The organism is Gardnerella sp. c17Ua_118, assembly GCF_055804255.1.
The window spans coordinates 1,439,121-1,457,866 of the sequence record NZ_JANUYT010000001.1; the positions used below are offsets into that span (position 1 = coordinate 1,439,121).

15 protein-coding genes are annotated in these 18,746 nt (G+C 44.0%); 7 read left to right on the top strand and 8 right to left on the bottom strand.

What is annotated here, in order from left to right; translation table 11 throughout:
- Positions 1-216 precede the first annotated feature (216 nt).
- Positions 217-1,158, bottom strand: a complete 942-nt coding sequence (locus NYP69_RS05850) for a hypothetical protein (protein ID WP_102704886.1) — start codon at positions 1,156-1,158, stop codon at positions 217-219.
- 256 nt (positions 1,159-1,414) lie between these two features.
- Between NYP69_RS05850 and nusA the strand changes: the two genes are divergently transcribed.
- The 5 genes from nusA to ribF all read left to right on the top strand — a co-directional run bounded on the left by nusA (position 1,415) and on the right by ribF (position 8,791).
- Complete coding sequence (gene nusA, locus NYP69_RS05855) at positions 1,415-2,461, top strand: transcription termination factor NusA (RefSeq protein ID WP_004131711.1); 1,047 nt, start codon at positions 1,415-1,417, stop codon at positions 2,459-2,461.
- 256 nt (positions 2,462-2,717) lie between these two features.
- Positions 2,718-5,615: a translation initiation factor IF-2 gene (infB, locus tag NYP69_RS05860; protein WP_427898057.1), complete on the top strand. Its 2,898-nt coding sequence runs from the start codon at positions 2,718-2,720 to the stop codon at positions 5,613-5,615.
- A gap of 1 nt (position 5,616) precedes the next feature.
- Positions 5,617-6,207: a 30S ribosome-binding factor RbfA gene (gene rbfA, locus NYP69_RS05865; RefSeq protein ID WP_346284216.1), complete on the top strand. Its 591-nt coding sequence runs from the start codon at positions 5,617-5,619 to the stop codon at positions 6,205-6,207.
- A complete protein-coding gene (gene truB, locus NYP69_RS05870) occupies positions 6,200-7,423 on the top strand; it encodes a tRNA pseudouridine(55) synthase TruB (protein WP_415691448.1) in 1,224 nt (407 codons plus the stop codon). The genes rbfA and truB overlap by 8 nt, the downstream gene beginning before the upstream one ends.
- Positions 7,424-7,528: 105 nt before the next feature.
- On the top strand, positions 7,529-8,791 hold the full coding sequence (gene ribF, locus NYP69_RS05875; protein WP_172539745.1) for a bifunctional riboflavin kinase/FMN adenylyltransferase: 1,263 nt from the start codon (positions 7,529-7,531) through the stop codon (positions 8,789-8,791).
- On the opposite strand, the gene NYP69_RS05880 is transcribed toward ribF, so the two are convergent.
- The 3 genes from NYP69_RS05880 to NYP69_RS05890 all read right to left on the bottom strand — a co-directional run bounded on the left by NYP69_RS05880 (position 8,777) and on the right by NYP69_RS05890 (position 11,597).
- Positions 8,777-9,601, bottom strand: a complete 825-nt coding sequence (locus tag NYP69_RS05880) for an amino acid ABC transporter ATP-binding protein (RefSeq protein ID WP_115794007.1) — start codon at positions 9,599-9,601, stop codon at positions 8,777-8,779. The two genes, ribF and NYP69_RS05880, sit on opposite strands and share 15 nt — an antisense overlap.
- Positions 9,601-10,551: an amino acid ABC transporter permease gene (locus tag NYP69_RS05885; RefSeq protein WP_102704752.1), complete on the bottom strand. Its 951-nt coding sequence runs from the start codon at positions 10,549-10,551 to the stop codon at positions 9,601-9,603. Before NYP69_RS05885 ends, NYP69_RS05880 begins: the two co-directional genes overlap by 1 nt.
- Before the next feature lie 176 nt (positions 10,552-10,727).
- Positions 10,728-11,597 carry an ABC transporter substrate-binding protein gene (locus NYP69_RS05890; RefSeq protein ID WP_128832008.1) on the bottom strand — a complete coding sequence of 290 codons (870 nt, stop codon included), beginning with the start codon at positions 11,595-11,597 and terminating at the stop codon, positions 10,728-10,730.
- A gap of 396 nt (positions 11,598-11,993) precedes the next feature.
- On the opposite strand from NYP69_RS05890, the gene NYP69_RS05895 reads away from it, so the two are divergent.
- Positions 11,994-12,845, top strand: a complete 852-nt coding sequence (locus tag NYP69_RS05895; protein WP_004131719.1) for a 5'-methylthioadenosine/S-adenosylhomocysteine nucleosidase family protein — start codon at positions 11,994-11,996, stop codon at positions 12,843-12,845.
- A 22-nt stretch (positions 12,846-12,867) separates the two neighbouring features.
- On the opposite strand, the gene NYP69_RS05900 is transcribed toward NYP69_RS05895, so the two are convergent.
- The 4 genes from NYP69_RS05900 to radA all read right to left on the bottom strand — a co-directional run bounded on the left by NYP69_RS05900 (position 12,868) and on the right by radA (position 17,990).
- Positions 12,868-13,413, bottom strand: a complete 546-nt coding sequence (locus tag NYP69_RS05900) for a cupin domain-containing protein (protein WP_472781576.1) — start codon at positions 13,411-13,413, stop codon at positions 12,868-12,870.
- A gap of 51 nt (positions 13,414-13,464) precedes the next feature.
- Positions 13,465-14,886 (bottom strand): amidohydrolase family protein, encoded by a 1,422-nt coding sequence (locus NYP69_RS05905; protein WP_004131721.1) that lies wholly within the window; start codon positions 14,884-14,886, stop codon positions 13,465-13,467.
- Positions 14,887-14,977: 91 nt separating this feature from the next.
- The gene (locus NYP69_RS05910) at positions 14,978-16,519 is read right to left on the bottom strand and encodes an adenosylhomocysteinase (protein WP_050543403.1); all 1,542 of its coding nucleotides are present in this window, start codon (positions 16,517-16,519) and stop codon (positions 14,978-14,980) included.
- Between the two features lie 19 nt (positions 16,520-16,538).
- The gene (radA, locus tag NYP69_RS05915; RefSeq protein WP_473410737.1) at positions 16,539-17,990 is read right to left on the bottom strand and encodes a DNA repair protein RadA; all 1,452 of its coding nucleotides are present in this window, start codon (positions 17,988-17,990) and stop codon (positions 16,539-16,541) included.
- Between the two features lie 91 nt (positions 17,991-18,081).
- Here radA and NYP69_RS05920 point away from each other — a divergent pair, with 91 nt between their 5' ends.
- Positions 18,082-18,714, top strand: a complete 633-nt coding sequence (locus tag NYP69_RS05920) for a hypothetical protein (protein WP_004131724.1) — start codon at positions 18,082-18,084, stop codon at positions 18,712-18,714.
- Positions 18,715-18,746 lie beyond the last annotated feature (32 nt).

An 18,746-nucleotide genomic window follows, 5' to 3' on the forward strand; every position in this document is an offset into this window, starting at 1 on the left:
AAGTCCCGTCGCTACGCTCCTCTTTTATTGCTCGTAGAGAAATACATCAAACCTTCTGGATATCTAGAACTTTTTCGTATCTTTCATCACCGAGATTCTCGATTTTTCTTCTTCATTCGATGAATCACCACCTTCGGCGCTGAGGTTCATCTCATTCAGTGCGAAAAATCTCGAATCTCTACTTTATTTGGCGTACATATGCAATCATGCAGTGTGCTATTGCTCAAAAATCGCGGAAGAATCGCTAGGGTATCCATACGCGTACGCGCTCATAATATGCGAAATAGCAATGTTTGCAAGAATCTCAATAAACTCTTGATTTGTGTTGCTAGAAAGTGCGCTATGATTTACGCTACCGTCTTTGTTTGTAGGGAAAATAGCTTGATTTAGCGCGTCTAGTTCTCCGCGCGCGCAATCCATATACGCTATTGCAACTATTGGCAAGTCTTTTGCGCTAGCTTCGTCTTTTGCAACGCCAGAGTCCAGATTCTTTTGCGGTATTTCGTATACTTTTTGTCGCAAGTCGCTTCCGCTTGAAGCAAAGTGCATAAGCATGTTAGCAATCGTAGCTGTAATATCGCTTTGTCTTAAGGAAACATTATCAACATCTTTTGCAGCTAAAGTTTGTAACATAAAAGCTAGTTTGTCTTGTTCTAATGCCGCTTTTGCAAGTGGGTCGTGATTCCAATACAAGTTACTAGTACTATTTGCAAAGTCATACAATTTTTTGTAAACGCTTGATTCCATTTGATTTGCGATTTTAGGGGCGTTTGCTGCTCCACTTTCGTTGCCTTGACTTAAGTTGGCCAATCTCCAGGTGTTTTGCGCGCTAAAAACAACGCCTTGAGCAAATCGTGCGTTGCATTGTATTGCAACGTTTTTCCAAGAATTCGCAGCATTTTGCAAGTTGTTTCTAGTTACGTTTGCTTCTTGTTGATCTACGATTTTTTGATTGTGCTTTGCGCTTTGTAGAACTTGGTAGCACTCATTATTGCTTTTAGATGAACGAACCGCAGTGTTGTTAACGTTATTAAATTGCCCTGATCCCGAGCAAGCGCTAGAAGCCATTAATACAGCAATAAGTGATGCAAATACTAGAACAAACTTTTTTTTGTGCATTGGAACACCTTTTGCTACGCGTTTGATAATATTTTGCACGCATTGCAAGGCTTTAGAACAAAACAAAACGTGTCTGCATAATCTACTAAAATAGTCCGTGACTGTGACCAATGTTGGCTTGCTTTGTGTCTAACATTTTATGCTTAACATTTTTAATCATAGTCATAAAATTTTGCGCTTTACATACTTGTTAAAATTAGATTTTAGCGTTTTGTTATGCGTAAAACGTATAAAAGAAGAATAAGTTAATTTTATAAGTGAAAATTTATAAATGAATCACAGGAGGACGTGCACGATGGAATTGGATTTGGCGGGAATGCATCAGCTTGCGGCTCAGCAGGGGATTAATGCCGACGAGCTGGACGAGGCACTCGCCGAGGCTTTGCGTCTTGCATACATGAAGACTTCCCACCCAGCAAGGCATGCTCGAGTTGAGCTAGATGAGCGTGCTGGTTGCTTTACTGTATGGGCACGAGATGAGATTCCAGGTGTTCCTACAGAAGATAATCCTCACCCAGCATTTACTTTGGGCGAGGAGTATGACGATACGCCTAGAGATTTTGGACGTCTTGCTGCAGCAACAGCTCGCCAAGTTATTACTCAACTTTTCCGCAAAGTGGAAGATGACCGCGTATTTGGAGCTTTTTCGGGTCAAAAAGGAAAGCTTATTAACGGCATTGTGCAGCAGGATTCTAAAGATCCTTCTAATATTCACGTTGCTGTTGGAGATGTTGAAGCCATTTTGCCTAGAAGAGAGCAAGTTCCTGGCGAAAGGTATCGTCACGGCGAGCGTATTCGCGTTTATGTTGTAAACGTTGCTCGCGGCTTGCGCGGACCAGAAATAGTTGTTTCTAGGTCTCACCCAGATCTTGTTCGCAGACTTTTTGAGCGAGAAGTTCCAGAACTTGTTTCGGGAGCTGTTTCGATTATGGCAATTGCTCGAGAAGCTGGCGCTCGTACTAAGATTGCTGTTCGCGCTAACACAGATGGCGTTAATCCAAAGGGTGCTTTGATTGGTCCTGGTGGTTCGCGCGTTCGTGCTGTATTGGAAAATCTTGGTCAAGAAAAAATCGATATTGTTGATTGGTCGCAAGATCCAGCACAGTTTGTTTCCGCTGCATTGTCTCCAGCAGTAGTAACTGAAGTTCATGTTGTTAGTGAGAAAAGTCAGACTGCTGTTGCTTTTATTCACGATTCTCAGCTTTCGCTTGCAATTGGCAAGGAGGGACAGAACGCGCGACTTGCAGCAAAGTTGACTGGTTGGAAGATTGGAATTGAGTCTGCGGAAGAGCATGCTAAAAAGCAAGAAGCTATGAACGCTGATTCTAATTCGGCGGAATAAGATTTTTGCTAGTATTTAGCAAACTTGCGACACTCCCGAGAATCCAACGTTTCGAGTAAGCTGAAAGCTGCAATCTGGGCTTATTAGCAGCTTTTTGCCTAGGGAACGAGGTACAAAATCATGGTTGAAATCATGGTTACACGATGAGATATCGCATTATGAGATATCTAAATAAAAAGCATAAGAGTAAGAATCTTATAACAATATAAAGTGGTTGCGTTCGTTTTACGCTGCCACAGACTGAGGAGAACACTGAGTGGTAAAAAAGCGCGTATACGAACTGGCCAAAGAATTTGGTGTAGATAGTAAAACCGTATTGGAACGTTTGAAGAGTATGGGCGAATTCGTAAAGTCCGCTTCTTCAACTGTTGAAGCTCCTGTAGTGCGTCGTCTAAAGACGGAATTTGTGCCTGCGGATTCTGCTGCAAAGAGCGAATCGAAGCCTTCTGCGTCTAAGAATGTTGATCATGCGTCTAATAAATCTGCGGATTCTGCGTCTAATAGCAAGCCAGAATCTCATGGTCAAAATGCAGAAAAGAAGGCTAATCAAAAGCCAGAACAAAAGTCTTTTGCAAAGCAGAATTCTGCGCAAAAAGTGCATGAAAATCACGAATCTAAGACTTCTAATGCGCATGCTGCTAACAATGCAACTCCTAAGCCTTCGGCTGGAAACGCAAAGCCTAATAATGCTTCTAGGTCTGGCGATTCAAAGCGCAACGCAGAAAAGCGCAGTGGTGCAGAATCTAAATCTGCTAAGCAAGAGCGTTCTGCGCAAATGCCTCCACGCCCTAGACCACACCAAGGCTCTGGCTCGGGAACCGCTCCTCGACCAGGAAACAATCCGTTTAGTCGAAAGCAGGGTATGCGCGCGCCTACACCTGGAGACATTCCACGCCCACATCCAATGTCGCGGCCAGGCGCTGCTGCAGAGAATGCTCGTGGCTCAAAACCAGGATCTGGTAATGGTAATGGCGGCAACGGCGGTGGTCGCGGTCGCGGTGGTCGCGGCGGAAACCGTCAAGGCGGCGGCAATGGCAACGGCGGCAACGGAGCAAATCGTTCCCAATGGCAAGGTTCGCATCGTTCAGGCGGCGGCAATGGTGGCGCAGGATCGCGCCCATCGGCAGAGTCGCGCTTTAACGCAAACCAAGCTGCAAGCTTCCAAGCAGCGGCTGCAGGTGCTCCAAATGCAGGCCCATCCAGGGGTGGTCGTGGTCGCGCAGGAGCTGCAGGTGCATTCGGTCGCCAAGGTGGAAAGTCCTCTAAGGCTCGCAAGAATCGTCTTGCAAAGCGCAGGGAATACGAAGAGCTTAAAGCACCAGTTATTGGCGGCGTGCGTATTCCTTCGGGTAACGGCGCTACGATTCGCCTTCGTCAGGGAGCAACGCTTTCGGATTTGGCAGAAAAGATTGATGTAAATCCAGCAGCTTTGGTTACTGTTTTGTTCCATCTTGGAGAGATGGCAACAGCTACGCAGTCTTTGGATGAAACAACATTCCAGATTCTTGGCGAAGAAATCGGCTGGAATATTAGCCTTGTTTCTGCAGAAGAGGAAGATAAAGAGCTTCTTCAGCAGTTCGATATTGACTTAGACGAAGAAGAGCTTCAAGAAGACGATAATCTTGTAACTCGCCCTCCAGTTGTTACTGTTATGGGCCACGTTGATCACGGTAAAACTCGCTTGCTCGATACAATCCGTAAGTCGAATGTTGTAGCGCGCGAAGCTGGCGGCATTACGCAGCGCATCGGCGCTTACCAAGTTACAGTCACCTTAGACGGCGACAAGCGCAAGATTACGTTCTTGGATACACCAGGCCACGAAGCGTTTACAGCTATGCGTGCTCGTGGTGCGGAGCTTACAGACGTTGCAATTCTTGTTGTTGCAGCAGACGACGGCGTTATGCCTCAGACTGTTGAAGCAATCAACCACGCACAGGCTGCTCACGTGCCTATTGTTGTTGCAGTAAACAAGATTGATGTTGCTGGAGCAAACCCAGATAAGGTTCGCGGTCAGCTTACAGAGTACGGTCTTGTGCCAGAAGAATACGGCGGCGACACCATGTTTGTGAATATTTCCGCAAAGCAGGGGACCAACGTAGATAAGCTTCTTGAGGCTGTTCTTTTGACTACAGATGCGGAGCTTGATCCTAAGGCGAATCCAAACATGGACGCTCGTGGCGCAACTGTTGAAGCTCGCTTGGATAAGGGTCGCGGTGCTGTTGCAACCGTTCTTGTTCAGCAAGGTACGCTTAAAGTCGGAGATTCCATTGTTGCAGGCACGTCTTATGGTCGCGTTCGCGCAATGCTCGACGAAAATGGCAACCACTTGCAAGAGGCAGGTCCTTCCACGCCAGTTCAGGTGCTTGGTTTGACTTCTGTTCCAACTGCAGGCGACTTGTTCTTGGTTACTTCCGACGATCGTTCTGCTCGCCAAATTGCCGAAAAGCGTCAGGCTACAGAGCGCGCGGCTCAGCTTGCAAAGCGTCGTAAGGTTGTGTCTCTTGAAAGCCTTAAGGAACAGTTTGCTAAGTCCGAAGTGGATATGCTTAACATTGTTATTAAGGGTGATTCTTCTGGCTCCGTTGAAGCTTTGGAAGACTCCTTAATGAAGATTGAGGTTTCCGACGAAGTTGGAATTCAGGTTATTCACCGCGGCGTTGGCGCGATTACTCAAAACGATGTGAACCTTGCAACTGTTGATAAGGCCGTTATTATTGGCTTTAACGTGCGTCCAAATCGCCAGGTTGCAGACTTGGCAGATCGCGAAGGCGTGGAAGTTAAGTACTACTCTGTTATTTACAAAGCAATCGAAGATATTGAAGCTGCTTTGAAGGGTATGCTTAAGCCAGAGTTTGAAGAGGTTGTTACATCTCATTCCGAGATTCGCGAAATCTTCCGCTCGTCCAAGTTTGGCAATATTGCTGGCGTTATGGTTCAAGATGGTGAGGTTAAGCGCGGAACCAAGTGCCGTATTTTGCGTAACGGTGTTGCAACTGTTAACGATCTTGAAATCTCCACTTTGCGTAGGTTTAAGGATGATGTGCAATCCGTTAGCGAAGGCTACGAAGCAGGCATTAATCTTGGCAGCTTTAACGACATTGAGCTTGGCGACGTAATCGAAACATTTGAAATGAAGCAGATTGAGCGCAAGTAATATGGCTGGAACAAACCCTAGAGCCGCGCGAATTGCGGCTTTGATTCACAGAGTGATTGCGTCCAATATGGAATCGCATTTGCACGATAAGCGACTTGCTAACGTAACGATTACAGAAGTGAGAGTTACTAACGATTTGCAAATAGCTAAAGTGTATTGGACGCAGCTTGGCACTGCTGGAAAAGAGCAGGGCGAGCGTATGCGCGCAAACCAGGCTTTGCAACAGGCTAAGGGACGCTTACGCACTTTAGTTGGAGCTAAAGCAGGCTTGCGATTAACGCCTCAAATCCAATTTGTTTACGATGAAGTTCCTAGCGAAGCTCACGAGATTGAAGACATTTTGGTTGCGGCTCGCAAGCGTGACGAGGAGCTAGCTAAAGCGCGAGAAACAGCGCAATATGCTGGGGAAGCGGATCCGTATAAAAAGCCTCGTGAAGATGAGGATTTTGACGACGAGGATTTTGACGAAGACAGCGACTTTGAAGACGACAACTTTGCGGATTCTAGCGACTCTGCGGATTCTGGCGATTTTGCGGATTCTAGCGACTTTGATAGTGATGTAACTAGCGACTTTAGAGAGGGCAATGAGTAGTCCTGAATTACCATCTTCTAGCAAAGTACCATCTTCTGGAATTTTGCTAGTAGATAAGCCAAAAGGCGTTACCAGTCACGATGTTGTATCTTTTGCACGCGGCTTGTTGCACACTAAACGAGTGGGTCATGCTGGAACTTTAGACCCAATGGCAACAGGCTTGCTGATTCTTGGCTTTGGTAACGCCACGCGCTTGCTCAACTATTTGCTTGGTCACAATAAAACGTACGAAGCTGTGATTCGTCTTGGCGAGTCAACTAACACAGACGACGCGGATGGTAATGTTGTTTCAAGCGTGGATGATGAAAATGGCATTATAAACTTTGCAAATATTGATGAAATTCTTAAAGAATTGCGCGTTGTAATAGCAAAGAATTTTACTGGCTCGATTATGCAAACGCCAACATCTTTTTCTGCTATAAAAGTAAATGGCGTTCGCGCTTACGACTTAGCGCGTGAAGGTAAAGATGTTCATTTAGAGTCTAGAGAAGTTTTTATTTACGATTTTTCTTTGCTGGATGCGCATTTTAGTGTGGGCGTAAGCGGCGCAAAGGTTATTGACGTGCGCGCAAGCGTTTCTTGCTCTAGTGGCACATATATTCGCGCTCTAGCTCGCGATTTGGGGCGTGTTCTTGGAGTTGGAGGACACTTAGTTAGCCTTAGAAGAACGCGTATTGGCGATTTTTCTATAGAAGATAGTCGCGTGCTTAAGCTTAAAAGTGTTATTCGCACATTTACAAACAAAAATGGCGTGACTCAAACTCGCGCGAAGGCTGTTTTAGACGATTTATACTATTCGCAAGGTTCATGCGATTCGCTGGTTTCTGGCGATTCGTCATCTGCTTTGCCAGCCTCATCGCCTTTAGAAAACACTCTTAATCAACACTTGCTAAGCATGTTTGAATCTGCAAAATTAACAATGCAAACAGTAGAAGTAAGCGAAAATCAAGCTAAAGACTTGCGATTTGGCAGAAAAATCACAATTCCTACGATTAGCGCAAAAAACGCGATTGCATACGTAAAAGCCGCAAAAGATGAGAAAAACGACGTTGTTGCAGTTCTAGAGGTTGCACAAAAGTCGCAAGCTTCTACGCGCGAAAGTATTACGTTCTATAAGTCACAAGAGAATAACGAGAATAACGAAAAAATCGAGAATAACGAAAAAAATACAAATCAAATAGAAGCTAAACCAATTGTAGTATTTGTACAAAGCTAGTTTGCTGGTAAAATAGATATTAGTGTGAAAATGGGGTTGCGGCAAAGTGGCGTCTAAAATAAAGCGATACCAATATTTGCGGCTCTTGCGAACAGTAAGGATATGATGAAGGTCATCGACATTCGACCAGATGCCAACGGTATGATTAGTTGGCCAACGTTGAGCGCTCAACGTAAGTCAGTTGTTACAATAGGTGTATTCGACGGAATGCATCTTGGGCATCGTAAAGTTATTGAGCGAACAGTGGAGATTGCGCGCAAAAACAACGCGTTCTCGGTTGTTATAATGTTTGACCCTCGTCCAAGCGTTGTGCACGAAAATCCAGATTTATTCGACGATTTTGGCGATGACGCGCAAATTCCAGTAGATTCGCAAGCGCTAACAAGCGTTCGCCAGCGGCTTAGAGTTTTACAGCAGTTAGACGTTGATCACGTTATTATAGTTCGATATAGCCTTGCTTTTGCGGCAAAATCGTACAGATTCTTCCTTGGGCAGCTGGTTGGTAAGCTAGGTATGCGCGCGCTTGTTTTGGGGTCGGATGCAGCTTTGGGCGCTAAAAGAGCTGGAAACGTTCATGCTATTAAAGAGCTTGCGCAAGCTACAGGCGTTTTTAATCTTGTTGTTGTAGATGATTTTGGGCCAGGAGACGTTCGCGTTCCAGACCCGATTGTTCCAGAGGTTCCTTTAGAAGGCGGAGAGCCAAAAGATCCTGCAAGTGGCATGAATAAGGCGGAATATCGTGCTTGGAGCAAGGGCATGCCGAATAAAAAGGTTCGTGCTTGGAGCTCTACAAATGTGCGATGGATGCTTGCAAATGGCAGGGTTCGAGATGCTGGAGATATTCTTGGACAGCCGCATAGAGTAGAAGGCACTGTTATTCACGGAGCTGGTCGCGGTCATCAAATTGGCTTCCCAACTGTAAATCTTGGTGAGCGAATTGACGGATATATTCCTGTTGATGGCGTGTATGCTGGCTGGATTATTGATTTAGATGCAGACGAGCAAAATGGCGCTTCTTCTGGCAGAAACATTCCTAGCGTAGGTGTTTTGCGTAAAGATGAGCTTCATCTTGGATTGCATTCGCCTTGGCGTTGGGCTGCTGCAATTTCAGTTGGCACTAATCCTACTTTTGAAGATGACGCGGCAAATCGCGCGGATGCTTACGACGATACTCTAGAAGAGCAATCGTCTAATCGAACTGTTGAAGCATATGCGTTAACAGATAAGATTCAAGACTTATACGGGCATAGGGTTTGCATTGAGTTTGCGCGCTTCTTGCGCCCGCAGCAAGCATTTGACTCGCAAGAGCAGCTTAAGGACGCTATTAGCAAAGACGTTGAGCAAACGCGCGCGCTAGTGTCGGAATGATTTAAAGAAGTTTTGCGTTTCTGGGTCGCTGCAAGCATCCATAACTTCGTACGGCGTGCCGTTTTCTGCAACAACGCCGTTTCTAAGCAAAACTACTCTGTCGGCAGCTTCGTGCGCAAAATGCATCTCGTGAGTGGCCATTAAAATGGTTGTTCCTTGCTGCTTTAGCTCCGCAACCATGTCTAGAACTTCGCCAACAAGCATTGGGTCTAGCGCGGAAGTAATCTCGTCTAAAAGCAGGAGTTGTGGGCTTGTCATAAGCGCGCGAGCAATCGCCACTCGCTGCTGCTGTCCGCCCGAAAGCTGATCTGGGTAGGATTTTGCTTTATTTTCTAGCTTAATCCTAGATAGAAGCTCCATTGCGCGGCTTTCTGCGCGATCTTTGCTCCAATGATGAACTTTTCGCGCAGCAAGAGTCACGTTATCTAAAACACTCATATGCGTAAAAAGATTGAATTGCTGGAACACAACTCCGATTTGAGATCTAATTTGATCTTGATTTATGCGTGGATCTGTAATATCTGTGTTTCCAAGCCAAACTTGGCCGTCGTCTACTCGCTCAAGCAAATTAATGCACTTCATAAGAGTAGATTTGCCGCTTCCAGAAGGCCCTAAAAGAGCCACCACTTCGTGAGGCGCAATATCAAAAGAAATACCCTTAAGAACAGGTGTTGAGTTATACGATTTTCTAATATTGCTTAAGCGCAAAACTGGGGTTGAATCCGTGTTATTGCTTGTATTCGTTTGATCACTTGTGTTCGTGTAATCACTCATTTGTTGATTTACCTTTTGATTTGTTACGTTATTCATCACACAGTTCCTCCGTTTAGCTCGCGCTTGCGAAGTCTTGCTGTATACCAATCGTTTAGAACAATAAACGGAATGCTTAGCGCTATAAACACAACGCTTGCTACAACGTATGGAGTGAAGTTATAAGAAGTTGCAACAGATATTTGAGCGGCTCGAACTGCGTCTACAGCTCCCAAAACAGATATAAGCCCTGCGTCTTTTTGCATAGATATAAAGTCGTTCATTAATGCAGGAGCCACTTTTCTTAAGCCAAGAGGAATTACCACTAATCGCACAGTTTGACCAGATGTTAAGCCAAGTGACCTTGCAGATGCTCGCATTGACGGATGCACGTCTTCAAATCCTGCGCGCAATACCTCTCCAACGTATGCTGAGTAGCTCATAACAATGGCGATTGTGCCGAGTATTGCTGGTGGAATGCGCCCAAAAAGCTGTAATCCTGGTATGCCAAAGCCGATTAAGTAAAGCACAACAAGCATTGGTATGCCGCGCATAATAGTTGTGTAGAATTGCGCTATAGCGCGCAATGGGAAAAGCATTGGGCTTACGCTTGTGCGAATAACTGCGATTAAAGTTCCAAGTATTGCAACTCCTATTACAGCAAACACAAGCACTTGCAAATTAAGCATTAAGCCTTGCAAAACAGATGGCAAAGATAGAATAAAGTATTTGCCAGAAAAGAACGTTTCGCGCACTCTTGGCCAACCAGGGCTCATTGCAAGCGCCGCAATGCACACGCCAAGCAATACTAAAGTGCTTATTATGCTTGTTAAAACAGATTTAAGATTCTGTTTTTTGCGTATTGCTCTGCGCTCAAGCTCGATATTGCTTAAAGCGCACGTTCCTTCATCTAATGCCGTATTAGCGCTAGATAGTGACGACGCATTAGTGAGTAACTTATTTGATTCGTTGCTTGCAGAATCTGTTGTACTGCCGTTAAGTACTGTCATTGGCGGTAGCCTGAGCCTTTCGACATAATGAATGATACGCACTATTGTAAGCACTTTTATGTGACGATTGGGTTACAAATTGCTTACAATAATGCGTATTGGTAATGACGTTGGTACGATTTTTATTTATTTTGATCTATTTTTAATCTATTTTGTTTGATTTAATTTAGATCAATTTACTTAAGAACTGGCACATCAGTTGTGTACTCTGCAAGCCACTTTTCTTGAAGCTTCTTCAAAGTGCCATCTTTTTCTAGAGCATTCACAGCCTTAGTAACGTCTGCAGTAAGCTTAGATCCTTTTGGAAGAACAAGGCCAGTTCCTTCCTTATCTTCCGATCCTGCAATCTGTCCAAGAACAACGCCATCTTTAACCTGCTTGCTGCGTACAATATTTACAGAAGATGGAGTATCTATAACAAGTGCGTCAATTTGCTTAGAGTCAAGAGCCTGAACCAAAGCGTCGTTATCGTTAAAGGTTTGAATATCGCTCTTAATCTTGTCTTTAGCAAAGCTGTAGCTTGTTGTTCCAACCATTGCGCCAATCTGCGCGGTTTTAAGATCTGCTAAAGTCTTTGCGCTGGCAAACTTGCTATCTTTTTTAACAACAACGCCTTGAGTTGCGTTGTAGTAGCTTGGCGAAAAGTCTACTGCCTTCTTGCGTTCCTCGGTAATAGAGAACTGCTGAAGGTTAAAATCAAAGTCCTTTGGGCCTGGAGTTACTGCGGAGTCGAAGGTTGTGCGAACCCACTTAACCTTGTCTTTGCCGTAGCCAAGTTTCTTTGCAACAGCGTATGCTACTGCGGATTCGTATCCCTTGCCGTTTTCTGGCTTGTTATCGTACATCCAAGGTGTGTAAGTTGGCTGAGCTGTGCCGATTGTCAAAACGCCTGGAGTGATCGTCTTTTGATTTGGATCTTGTGCGTTTTGGCTTCCGCATGCCGCTGTGCTAACCATTGATGCAACGGCTAATGCTGCTGCAGCGATTTTAGTAGCTGCGATTGCTACGCGGTTAGTGTGCAAGTTGTTATGTACGAAAATAGCCATTTTTTCTCCTTGTTTTTGCTAAAACCTTAAATTTTTTCGCTTATTCGTTTTTTAAGCGATTTAAGTAGGTTTTGCGGCCGTACATTTGATAGTTTATAAGACGATAGATGCATTTAAGGCTTAATTGTTACAGAATTGTTATCGTGATTGTTTATAACGTGCTATATTTTGTTGATTTAATGGCGTAAATTTGCTCTACTTATGTTCAATTTTGTAAATGTTAAGTAACGGTTACAATCGGTGTGTTGCGGCGTGTTGTGTTGTTGCAGCGTGTCTTTACGATTTTAGAATCATAAGTATTTGACTGTATTTGGTTGTATTTGATTATGTTTGACTATATTTGATTTTGTTAGATTTTATTAGATTAGACTTATCGAACTTATTTTAGGGGAGACTATGCAAAAGGAATTTTCAATCGGTAATTCTGGCGATTTTAGTAATCTTTCAAAACTTGCGATTATAGTGGCACTTCAAAAAGAGGCTCAGCCTATTTTGCAAGCGTTTAGTGGCGAATATAAGTCTTGGCAAGATTACGGTGTTACTTTTATTCAAGGTAAAATCGCGTCTAATAACAAATGCAATAAAGCAGTTCTTACAATATGCATTGCTGGAATGGGAAAGTGTGCTGCAGCTGCAGCAGCTCAGGCTCTTATAATCGAAGCTAAGCCACAAGTGTTGATTTTTAGCGGAATCGCAGGCGCATTAAATCCGCGTCTTAATGTTGGAGACATTGTTATAGGCAAGAATCTTCACTATCTAGAAACAAATACACAAATTATTGCAGATTGTGCTCCATACAAAGAAGTTTTTGAATCGGACTCAAAGTTATGCGATTTAGCGGCAAATCAAGCGAAGTTATTAGGCTTTAGGCTTGAAAAGTCTTTGCAAGAATCATCTTCGGCTGCTTGCGATTTTTCCGCGGAATCTAAGCAAAGCGCGTCTAATAAGAGCGAAAATGGCGTTGCATACGTTTGCGGAAACATAGCAACAAGCGACCAATTTAACACAGATCCAAAGGTTCTAGATGCAGTTCGCGAAGAGGTTTTTGGCGATTGCGAAGAGATGGAAGGCGCTGCAGTAGCGCATATTGCAGCTAAAAATAGCGTGCCGTTCCTTGCGATTCGCGCAATGAGTAATCGTTGCGGAGAATCTTACGAATCGCTTGATGCGCATAAAGACGATTTAGTTCTTGCTGCAAATCGCGCTGGAAGCTTGACTTTGAGCGTTTTGAACGCGCTTGTTAAATAGCTTACGCCTTCAAAGTAGCATACTAGTTTTTAGACGCTAAATTAAATCCGCTAAAAGTAAAGCCAGGGCTTACAACGCAAGACACCAATACATCTGCGTTGCTAGGTACAGTTCGCTGCCATGTTCCAGCAGGAATCACAAGATGACCGCGCGTAAGTAAATCGTTACCATCTTTAGTGTTTCCCAGAGTAAAACGTTGCAAATCAGCCTCTGCGCAAGGATTTTGGCTGCATCCGCCAAGTTCAATCGTAAGATTTGCTGGGCCATGCCAAAACCAAATCTCGTCTGCATCAACTTTATGCCACGCGCTTGAATCGCCAGCTGGTAAAAGAAAATAAATAAGCGATGCTAGTGGTCTTGGAGCGCTGGCTGCGGAGTTTTCGTCAACTTGTGTATTAGTCGCGTTTGCGCTCGCGTCTGCGCTCGCGTCTGTGCTGTTATTTGCGCTATATAACTGTGCTGCTTGCCAATCGCGAGCGTACCATCCGCCTTCTGGGTGTGCTTCTAAGTGCAATTCTTTAACAAGATTTTTTGCGTAATCGCTCATATCTTCTAATTTAATGCTCATAATATCTCCTGATATTTTCTGATTTATTTTGCGAGACTTATTAGTCAAGACTTATTGCGCAAAAGCGCCATTATTGTACACAAGATTTCCAGATATTACAGTTGCTTTTGCGCTTCCTGCGCCGTGACGAACAAAATTGTGCAAAGTCTCTTCAACTCCTTGCGGCGAGCTTGTGTCTGTTGGAATGTTAAAGAACGCCAGGTCTGCTGTTGCACCAGCATTAATTTGGCCAATTCTGTGCGGCCCTACGTGCAAGCCCATAACGCTTGCGCCGCCTAAAGTAAGCATGCGGATAATTCGATGTGTTAAATCATCTTTTCTATATCCTTGTGCTGTTGCTAGGTCGTAGATTTTTGCAGCATCGTCTAAAACGTCTAAAGATGGGGAAGAAGATAGGGAATCTGTACCAATTGCAAGTAAGTTTCCTTCTTCCATGTAATCGCGAATCGGCGCGTCTCGCTCTGTAACAGTAATGCGATTGGACCTTGGGCAAAGTGCCACTCCAACTCCGCGCTGGCGTAAAATCCTGCGGTCTTCGCCGTCCGCCCAAACGCCGTGCGCAATATGCACGTCTGGCCCTAAAGATCCAAGCTGATCCAAAAACTGAATTGCAGATGCAGTCATTCCGTGCGATTTAAGTTCGCTATAGCTTTCCCAAACATTGCTATTCCAATCTGGCGCAGAATACGTAGTTAGCGTATCTGCGTGATTTCCTGCTTCCATTGGCGTTTCGGCCAAGTGTATGTGCAAGCGCATGTTTAGCTGGCGCGCAATGTCTGGCAAATCCACAAACGGCTCTGTTTCTAGACTATAAGGCGCATGTGGGCTAATACCTATGCTCGGTATGCTGCCGTTGTTCATCATTTGCCCAAGCATTTCTAGCAGCTTAGCGTAGCCTTCTTCCTTCCAATCAACGTTTTTCCAGCCCATTACCTCCCAATAGGCAATTCCGTGCATTCCCTGGCTTGCAAGCGCTCCAACCGCTTCAATATCGGTTACAATATCGGCAGCTGCGCTAGTGCCAGCTTCCACCATCATTCTTGCGCCTTGGTATGCAGAAGTCTTCCAAGTTGTTAGCGATGGATTTTTTTGTTTATCTTCTTGCAACTTGTCGTAAACAACGTTAAATCCTTGCTCCCAATCGTGGAAATTTCTATATTCTCCGCGTCCTACGCTTGCCATATTTGTGTATTGCAAATGCGTATGTGCGTTTATAAGACCTGGTGTCATAAGGCCGTGCCAATGTTTCTCATTTCTAAACATTTGCATATAAGAATCGCTTGGCATCTCGTCTTTTAGAATATTAAGAACCCATTGACGTGTTCCAACGTGAACAACGTGTCCGTTAGATACAGCAACGGCACCTTCGGGGATTATTGGCCCCGTTACTGGAATAACCATTGATGCACTGTATAGTGTGACTTCGCTAAGTGGTGTTGGGTGTGCAAGTTTGCGTATTGGGTCTGTAAGCATTGTGTTCCTTAAGGAATTACGTTGTACTACTTTTTGCTTTATTTATTCTATTATTGCTTAGATTTATTATGATTTGGTTAATTGATTTATGCTAACTATTTGCTTCTTCCGCAAATCGCGTTAAATCCCACTTGTAGCCGTTGTTTTTATTGGATTCGCTTGCGCTATATCCGCGTTTTGCTAGTGCGATTCTTGCTATTTGATTATCGGAGCTTTCTGGCAATTGGTAGATTCCAGAATCAAGGCGATTATCGTTATTTTTATTGCCATTTTTATTGCCGTCTTTATTGCCATTGTGCTCTAGCAAATACGCAACCGCGCTTACTTGAACAGCAAAACTAAAGTCCATAATCTCAATAGGATTTCCGCCGCCTGTAGTGTAATTTGTGCCGTCTCCTTCGCTTATTAGCGTAATTTGAGGACCGCGCGGAACTTGGATTTTTCTTTGTGCTGTTCCAACAACTGGCTTAAAATCAGGGATTTCGTCTAGTGCAATCTCGTTTGCAATTCCACCAATAACAGCCAAAATTGCGTTTTCTTGCATGTTTTGCATATTTTGCAATGTAATAGTGTGACGAACTCCAGTCGCAGAAACAATTATATTGCTTTCTTTAACAGCGCATTCAAGATTTTTAGCTTCAAATCCATCGAAAACTGCGCGTAAGGATTGAACAGGATTTGTATCGCAAATCGTAACTTTTGCACCCAATGCGCGTATTCTTAATGCAAATCCGCGGCCAACTGGTCCATATCCAACAACAGTTACTTTAGCGTTTTCAAAGCATTCGCTTCCAAGAATTTGTTGCATTGTTGTAACGCATGTTTCGCCAGTTCCATGACGATTGTCAAAATCAGTTTTTAGAGCGCTATTATTTACTGCGATTACGGGGTAGTGCAAGTGCCCAGCTTTTTGCATTGCTTCAAAAGCTCGCACTCCACTTGTTGTTTCTTCGGCAACGCCTATTAGATTTGCTGCGATTTGTGGGCGTTCTAGGCTTGCTAGTCGCGCAAAACTTGCACCATCGTCGATTATTATGTCTGGCTGTATTTCGTCTAGAAGTTTTAGAGCGCCTTCGTGCGTTTGCTCAGGAGACCAATCGCGGTTTGCTTGCACTAAAATGCCCTCTTTTTTAAGTTGATCTGCCACTCTCTGGTCAGTTTCGTCTGGGCCGCAAAATACGCCAACAATCGCTCCGTGAGCGTGTAGCTCCCTTAGTAGTACGGCTGTTTTTGGCTCTAGCACAAGGCAAACAGCTATTCTAACGCCTTCTAAATTAAGACCATTTTCTTGTAAATTGTTAAGTAGCGTGCGCATTACTGGCATGTGGTTTTGCGCGTAGTCAATGGCATCTTTTCCGCTTAAATTAGGCGCGTCTACAGTGGTCTCTAGGTTTTTTGCACATATTTTTACGCAAAAATCAGCGTCTTCCTTAGAATTTACGGGAATTATTCCCCAAGATTGCGCGTTTTGCAGGAATTTTTGCACATTGCTATTGTTGCTATTGTTGCCGCTGTTGATGTTATTGCTGTTGTTGTTTTCTTTATTTTCATCTTCAATAAACACTCGCGAACCTGCAAGCGAGCGATTAGTTTTTTGCGATGTAAAAGCAGCCCATTTACTAAAGTCAACCATATTAATCTCCATTAATCTCCTACAATCCCAGCGCTTTCAACGCTTCTTTAAGATTATTTACTTCAACTACATCAATTCCTGCAACGTGAATCTTTTTTTGCAAATGGCAAACAATCGCACGTTTATAGCCAATTCTTGCAGCTTCTTTAAGTCTAGTTTCCATTCTAGAAGCCGATCGAACTTGGCCAGTCAAGCTAATCTCGCCAATTGCGCACGTAAAAGGCAAAACTGGCTTATTTTTTGCAGCGCTTGCAAGAGATGCCACTATTGCTAAATCGCAAGAAGGCTCTTTTGCTTTAGCGCCAGCAATCGTAGAAACGTAAATGTCTTTAGCAAGAAGATTCAATCCGCCATGCCTATATAAAACTGCCGTAAGCATAGCAATTCTGTTTGCATCTACTCCCGAAACCGCACGTCTAGGAGCAGGTAGAACAGAGTCTGTAACAAGCGCTTGAACCTCAATAGCAAGGCTTCGATTGCCCTCTAAAGTAAGCGTTACGCATGTGCCTTCGTTTTTGCAATCCTCGTTAGAAGACAAAAACAGGCCAGAAGGGTCGGGGACTTCTTCAATACCACATCCGCTCATATCGAAGCAGCCAACTTCGTCTGTAGGTCCAAAACGATTTTTAACAGCACGAAGCATGCGCAATGCAGTTTGACTATCTCCTTCAAATTGGCAAACCGTGTCTACAAGATGCTCAAGCGTGCGCGGGCCTGCAATCGAGCCGTCTTTTGTAACGTGACCAACTAAAAGCACTGGAATATTACAAGTTTTAGCAACGTCAATAAGCGCGCTAGCTACTTCTCTAACTTGAGTGGAGCCTCCTGTAATGCCATCAACATCGCTAGAAACAATAGTTTGTGCCGAATCAACAATTGCAAGTGTTGGCTTATACTTTTCGATTAGTGCTAAAGCTGTGTTTAAGTCTGTTGTGCTAGCAAGAAGAAGATTTTGACTTATAGCGTTTATGCGTGATGCGCGCAATTTTACTTGCGATTTTGATTCTTCGCCAGAAATGTATAAGACTAAATTTGTTGCAGACTCGCTGCTTTGACTAGATTCGCCGTCATTTTTTGCTACTTTTCCAGCGGTTTCTAAAAGCAGAGTAGACTTTCCGATTCCTGGCTCGCCTGCTATAAGCGTTACGGACCCTGGAACAAGCCCTCCTCCTAAAACGCGGTCAAATTCGCTAAATCCTGTGTGTATTCTAATTCCATTATCTGCTTGGATGCTGCTAATCGGCTGTGCGTCTACGCTGGAATCGATGTTTAACGCGGCAATCGCATTTGTTTTTGCGCTTCTTGAATTTCTAGACGATCTTAAAGCTTTAGAAACGCCACTTTGCAACTTTGGCTCGCTAAACTCGCTTAGTGTACCCCATTCGCCGCATTCTGGGCAGCGGCCGTACCATTTTGACCCACTCCAACCACATTCGGAGCACAAGTAATAAGTAGAAGATTTTGCAGCCATGATTTGACGCTAGCTGCATTTATAGACATTTTGCCGTCATACTTTTGTGAGATAATCCAAGTATGTTTAACAGTGTTATGTGGGGTAAAAAATGAATTCTTATACAAATAATTCTTCTACTTCTTCGCAAGGATTTTCTGCGTCTCATAACAATTTACGAAAAGTGCTTATTGTTGCATTAATAGTTGTTGTTTTGGCAATTGTTTCCGCGTTTGTTTGGCCAGGTTGGGCGTTAAATCACCAGCAAAATGCGCAATCTGCTAAAACGCATGTGCCTTCTGCAAAAACGCCATCTATTAAGGCTAAAGATTTGCCTAGCACTTCTACTGCTCTGTTAAAAGCTATGCCAGATACTGTTCTTGATTTTGCTCGTGTTGATGCTTCTGCTAGTGCAAAATGGTCTTCGGCTTCTCCTTTAGAAGAATACACAGTTAAGTATTCAACAGGAGAATCTGGAAGCGATGTTTCGCTTGTTGTTGCTCAATGGAGCAGTCGCGACCTAGCGAATAAGCAATATGAGCTTTTGCTAGATGGATTAAGTGGGGTAGATGTTGCTTCTGGAAAAATTCAAGTTTCTGGGAAAACCACTGGCAGCTATGTGTTAAAGACTGAGTCGGGCAATAAAGCTAAAGCTAGTGCCATTTGGCAAAACGACACAGCTGTGTTTGAGTTAACTGGATCAAAGCAATCTGTTGAAAGATTCTATAAGCAATTCCCAATGTAAACTTTGCAAAATATAAGCTGTTTTGTATGTGT